General features: G+C 58.5%; 5 protein-coding genes. 4 read left to right on the top strand and 1 reads right to left on the bottom strand.

Annotated features, from left to right (window positions below; translation table 11 throughout):
- Window positions 1-362: 362 nt before the first annotated feature.
- Window positions 363-599, bottom strand: a complete 237-nt coding sequence (locus V6C07_RS08885) for a hypothetical protein (protein ID WP_333536046.1) — start codon at window positions 597-599, stop codon at window positions 363-365.
- Between the two features lie 290 nt (window positions 600-889).
- Between V6C07_RS08885 and cdaA the strand changes: the two genes are divergently transcribed.
- From cdaA to galU, 4 genes are all read left to right on the top strand, one after another.
- Window positions 890-1,630: a diadenylate cyclase CdaA gene (gene cdaA, locus V6C07_RS08880; protein WP_333536047.1), complete on the top strand. Its 741-nt coding sequence runs from the start codon at window positions 890-892 to the stop codon at window positions 1,628-1,630.
- Window positions 1,617-2,549 carry a CdaR family protein gene (locus V6C07_RS08875; RefSeq protein WP_333536045.1) on the top strand — a complete coding sequence of 311 codons (933 nt, stop codon included), beginning with the start codon at window positions 1,617-1,619 and terminating at the stop codon, window positions 2,547-2,549. The genes cdaA and V6C07_RS08875 overlap by 14 nt, the downstream gene beginning before the upstream one ends.
- A gap of 59 nt (window positions 2,550-2,608) precedes the next feature.
- Window positions 2,609-3,961, top strand: coding sequence for a phosphoglucosamine mutase (gene glmM / locus V6C07_RS08870; protein ID WP_333536043.1), 1,353 nt, complete (start codon window positions 2,609-2,611; stop codon window positions 3,959-3,961).
- A gap of 65 nt (window positions 3,962-4,026) precedes the next feature.
- Window positions 4,027-4,899 carry a UTP--glucose-1-phosphate uridylyltransferase GalU gene (gene galU, locus V6C07_RS08865; RefSeq protein ID WP_333536042.1) on the top strand — a complete coding sequence of 291 codons (873 nt, stop codon included), beginning with the start codon at window positions 4,027-4,029 and terminating at the stop codon, window positions 4,897-4,899.
- Window positions 4,900-5,022 lie beyond the last annotated feature (123 nt).

The raw sequence follows: 5,022 nt of genomic DNA, 5'->3' as shown, positions 1-5,022 counted from the left end.
TCGGGGCGTTTTCTGGCACAGGGTGCATCAGGTGGCTGCTGCCCGCCAAGGGCTGGCGGTTGCCACGGCTTTCAATCCCGGCCCCTTGCCGGGCGGGCCGTCTGTGGAGTAAAATGTAAAAAGGGCGCGCCGGTGCATGTCCTTTTTTCATGCGGTTGAGGCCACTGCACAGGCATAGTGACTTTGAACCATAATTCTAGAGCAGATTAACTTTGAAATGCTTCACATTTCAAAGTTTTCATTCAGCCGAAAAATGCGATTTTCGGCTGAATCCACGCCACATTGTGGCGCGCTGCACTTTCGTACAGCGTTAGAGCATTTACACTTTTTCAAAGTTAAAATGCTCTAACGGGTTATGGTTCTCACCGTGGGAGCAACAGCACAAATGCATGGCGCTGCTGTCGTTTCAACAAGCCTTTGGGGCAATGGCCGGCATTGATGGTTTTTGTGGCGTGGTTCTGTCCGCACCGCCGCCGGAGCCATCCCAGGGTAAAATTTCCGGCCAGACTGTCGACGGCGGGCAGACGGCTGTTCAGAACTGTTCCGGCTGGTGCGGCCAGAGGTCCTTTGCGTTGCGGCGGCAGAAGCGTGGGCGGCATGCCGGACAGGCCGCCTGCATGCCCCCAGGGTCTGTGCAGCGCAAAAAAATTATAAGAGCCACTTTGAAATTCGCGCAGCCCCGCTCTTGACGAATCCGCCGGTCGGGCGGATAAGGCCATGTAGCGAGCAAGGATTCGCCGGAAACGCCATGCCGTCTGCTGCTGACGACCGTCAGCGGGAACCGGTAAAAATGTTTTTCAATGCCGGCGCGCGGCAAACAGCAGACTCCGGCGACAGCATCTGCCTGCGGCGGCGCATACCGGCGGTTTTTCATATCTTCGGCAAGGACATTACGGTGCTTGACAATATACCTATCGAATGGCGCGACATTCTGGACATCGGCGTGGTCAGCGTGCTTCTGTACCAGCTCATCCAGATGGTGCGCGGCTCACGCGCTCTGGCCGTACTGACCGGCCTGGGGCTCCTGACACTATTGTATTTTTTCGCCAGAGGCGTGGGCCTGTACACGCTGAGCTGGCTTTTGCAGCATATCTTCAGCTCCATCTTCATCCTTATTGTGGTCATTTTTCAGTCCGATATCCGGCAGGCCCTTGGTGAAATGGGGACACACCGGCTGTTTCGCAAAAAGCAGCTCATGCAGGACGGCGTTGAGGAAGTGGTCATGGCCTGCGTGGAAATGGCCCGCCTGCGCGTGGGCGCCCTGATTGTGGTGGAGCGCAGCATGCGGCTCGGCGACATGATAAAGCGTGAGGGCGTGCGGGTTGACGCGCAGCTTTCGCGCCAGTTGCTCATGAATATTTTTTATCCCAAAGCGCCCCTGCACGACGGGGCTGTGGTCATCAGCCGAGGGCGGCTCATGGCCGCGGCCTGTATACTCCCTCTGGCTGTGGCCAAGGGGCAGAACTTCGGCACACGTCACCGCGCTGCCCTTGGAGTGACCATGGAAAGCGATGCGGTGGTTATTGTCGTGTCTGAAGAGCGGGGTGAAATTTCAGTAGCCATGAAGGGCGAGCTTATGCGCGCCCTGGATGCCGGCCGCCTGCGGGAGGTGCTTAATGAAATCCTCTGATATTCCCCGGCGCGCGCCGCATCTGGCTTCCTTGCTGGTGGCCGTGCTTGCCGCCGTGAGCATGTGGTATGTGGTCAGTGTGCGCGAACGCCTTGAAGCCCAACTGGAAGTTACCCTTGATTACTACGGCATACCCTCAAATCTTGTGATCACCGACGGCCTGATCAACAAGGCGGTGGTGCGCTTGCGCGGGCCGGAAACCCTTCTGCGTTCGGTTACCCAGAGCAAGCTTATTCAGGCGGTCAATCTTTCTCATATTAAAAAGGGTGTTACTATGGTTCCCCTTACGGCCGAACATCTTGGGCCGGGGTTCCGCGCCTTTGAGCTTATTGACGTGCAGCCGCCGCGCATTGTCATCACGGCCGACACCCTTGTGGAGCGGGCGGTTCCCGTGCGGTTTACCGTGGATTCGCCCCTGCGCAACGGAGCGCTGACTGTGGAAAATGCCAGGGTAGACCCTGCCACGGTGACCCTGCGCGGGCCGGAAAGCGTGGTGGAGGCGATATCGCACGTGCCGGTTGTTCTCATGGCCGACCCCACGGCAGCGGGCAGCACGGTGCATCAGGTCATAACCCTGGATACGCCGAGCCTTGTGACCGCGATTCCGCCCACCGTCAAGGTGCAGTACAGCATTACCAGCGGGCGCACCACGGTGAGCCAGCGCTGCAAGATCGATATTTCGGCTGAAAACCGCCGTCTCTACAAGGTGGAGCCGGAAGAGCTGACCGTCACTGTGGAAGTGCCCGACGCACTGGCCAAGAACTCCCGTTACCTTGGGCAGTTGGAGGCCACCGTCAGCCCGCCCGACCTTGATGAAGGCGAAAGCCGTCAGGTAGAGGTGCGCTTTCGCCTGCCCGAGGGCATGACGCTCTTGAACCCCGGCACAGAAGAAGTTACGGTAAGCCGTAAGAAAAAATAGCTCGTGCTCCCGGCAGGTTGCGGGAGGCGGAGGGCGTTTTTGCCCTTGAAGGAGATGGCATGGCCGATCGTCTTTTCGGCACGGATGGTTTGCGTGGTACGGTGAATACACACCCCATGACGGTGGATGTGGCCCTGCGTTTGGGGCTGGCCGCCGGGGTGCGTTTCCGCCGGGGCCAGCATCAGCATAAAGTGGTTATCGGCAAGGACACGCGCCTGTCGGGCTACATGTTTGAGTCTGCCCTAACGGCGGGGCTGTGTGCTGCGGGCATGCACGTCATCATGACAGGCCCGCTGCCCACGCCGGCCATATCCTTTCTGACGCGCAGCATGCGCGCGGATTTGGGCGTGGTTATTTCGGCCTCGCACAATCCCTTTCAGGACAACGGCATAAAGTTTTTCGATGCCGATGGATACAAGCTGCCCGATATGGCCGAAGACGAGATCGCGGCCATGGTGCTGGATGCCGATTTTTCCTGGCCGTATCCGGGGGCGCGCGGCGTGGGCCGCGCCACAAAGATTGAAGACGCGGGCGGGCGCTACATTGTTTACACCAAAAGCTGTTTTCCTGCCCACCTGACCCTTTCTGGTCTGCGCATTGTGGTGGACTGCGCCAACGGGGCCAGCTACAAGGTGGCCCCTCTCGCTCTGGAAGAGCTTGGGGCCGAGGTGTTCCGCATCGGAACCAGCCCCGACGGAACCAATATCAACGAGCACTGCGGCTCGCTGCATCCCGATGTGGTCGCGGCCAAGGTGCGCGAGGTGCGGGCTGATATCGGTCTGGCCCTGGACGGTGACGCGGATCGTCTGATTGTGGTGGACGAACACGGGGTGATTCTGGACGGTGACCAGATCATGGCCCTGTGCGCCCAGGCCATGATGGCCCGTGGCGAATTGCCCGGCAACCTGCTGGTGGCTACGGCCATGAGCAATATGGCCCTGGAACTCTTCATGAGCGAGCATGGCGGTCAGCTTTTGCGCACCAAGGTGGGCGACCGGTATGTTATGGAAGCCATGCGCCGTGAAGGAGCCATGCTGGGCGGCGAACAGTCGGGCCACCTTATTTTCCACCGCTACAGCACCACGGGTGACGGCCTGTTGGCCGCATTGCAGATATTGCGCATCATGCGGGAAAAAGAACGCCCGCTCTCCGAACTGGCCGGGCTGCTGAAGCCCTTTCCGCAAAAGCTCATCAACGTGCGGGTGGAAAAGCGCCTGCCCTTTGAGGAGCGCCCCGCCATTGGCGAAGCCGTGGCCCAGGTGGAAAAAGATCTGGCCGGGCGCGGGCGTGTGCTTTTGCGCTATTCCGGTACTGAGGCCCTGTGCCGCGTCATGGTGGAAGGCGAGCATGAAGACAGGGTTCGGGCCTACGCCGAAGACCTGGCACAGGTGGTTGAGCGCGAACTGCGTTAACGTCCTTGCGGACATCCGTTTTTTGAACGAGAATACAGACAAGCAAAGCAACAGTGGAGGCAAGCATGAAGGATATTCGCAAGGTTATTATTCCCGTGGCCGGCTGGGGTACGCGTTCATTGCCCGCGACCAAGAATATTCCCAAGGAAATGCTGCCCATCTATAACAAGCCGGTCATCCAGTATGTGGTGGAAGAGGCCCAGAAGGCCAATATCCAGGATGTCATTTTTGTAACCAACCGCGACAAAAGCGTCATTGAAGACCACTTTGACTATAACCTGCAGCTGGAGGCGGTGCTTGAGCGCGCCGGAAAGCTCGACAAGCTGGAAGAAGTGCGCAAGGTGGCGGAAATGGTCAATATCATGTCCGTGCGCCAGAAAAAGCAGCTTGGCCTGGGGCATGCCGTGCTGTGCGCGCGCGAGCTTGTGCGGGATGACCCTTTTGCCGTCATGGTGGGCGATGACCTGATGTTTGGCGGCGTTCCCGGCATTGCGCAGCTTATTGACGTGGCAATGGCTGAAAAAATGCCTGTCATCGGTGTGATGGATGTGCCGTGGGAAAAGGTGGACCGCTACGGCATCATTGAGGGCGATGAAGTTGCCCCCGGAGTGTTCAGGGTCAAGAGCATGGTGGAAAAGCCCGCCCGCGAAAAAGCCCCCTCGCGCATGGCTATTGTGGGCCGCTATGTGCTCACGCCGGATATTTTTGATTATCTTGAAAAGGTGACCCCCGGCCACGGCGGCGAAATTCAGCTGACCGACGCGCTTCAGGCCATGGCCCAGGACAGGGGCATGATGGCGGTGCGCATGTCGGGCATGCGCTTTGATGCCGGAGACTGGGCGGAATTTTTGACGGCCAATATTTACTTTGCCCTTCAGGATGAAGAGCTGCGTTATGATCTGCTGAATCTGCTCAAGAATTTTGTGCAGTTCCATTAGACAGTGTCGTCACGAGCGCCTTTCCCGGTATCTCTGCGTCGAACTTCGCCTTTTATTCCGGTCGAGTACCATAAGAGTACACTCCCTGCATAAAAGGCTCGTTCTCCTTGATATACCAAGCAA

Origin of the sequence: Desulfovibrio sp. 1214_IL3152, from assembly GCF_036763055.1 — a bacterium.
In the GTDB taxonomy this organism is placed as follows: domain Bacteria; phylum Desulfobacterota; class Desulfovibrionia; order Desulfovibrionales; family Desulfovibrionaceae; genus Desulfovibrio.
Note: the sequence above shows the minus strand (reverse complement) of the source record. Positions and strands in the feature narration are given on the sequence as shown.